This window comes from Stenotrophomonas maltophilia, assembly GCF_001676385.1.
Lineage (GTDB): Bacteria > Pseudomonadota > Gammaproteobacteria > Xanthomonadales > Xanthomonadaceae > Stenotrophomonas > Stenotrophomonas maltophilia_J.
This window is the reverse complement of record NZ_LYVJ01000051.1, coordinates 1-272: the sequence shown is the minus strand read 5'-3', so window position 1 is coordinate 272 and position 272 is coordinate 1. Positions and strand designations below refer to the sequence as shown.

Annotated in this window: 1 protein-coding gene; it reads right to left on the bottom strand. The window is 54.0% G+C overall.

Features of this window, described 5'->3' with window-relative positions:
* Positions 1–225, bottom strand: a 225-nt coding sequence (locus A9K58_RS20015; RefSeq protein ID WP_231109356.1) for a hypothetical protein, incomplete at its 3' end; no start/stop codon positions are given.
* Between the last annotated feature and the right edge of the window lie 47 nt (positions 226–272).

The window sequence follows — 272 nt, the reverse complement described above, 5'->3', positions numbered from 1 at the left end:
GCCGATGGTAGTGTGGCTCAAGCCATGCGAGAGTAGGTCATCGCCAGGGTTTACACCCAAAACCCCGCTGCCTGCGCAGCGGGGTTTTCCTTTTTTTGCAGGCATCAGGTTTTGACCTGGACTTGCCGCAACAACTTCAAGAAGAGCTTCAAGTTCCTCAAACAAGTTGTTGACAAAGCTGAAAGGCCTGCCATAATAGGCGGCTCGCAACGACGAAAGGCCCACGGGTCCAACGTTGAAGCAGCATCGGCAACAACGTTCACTGCGGTGAG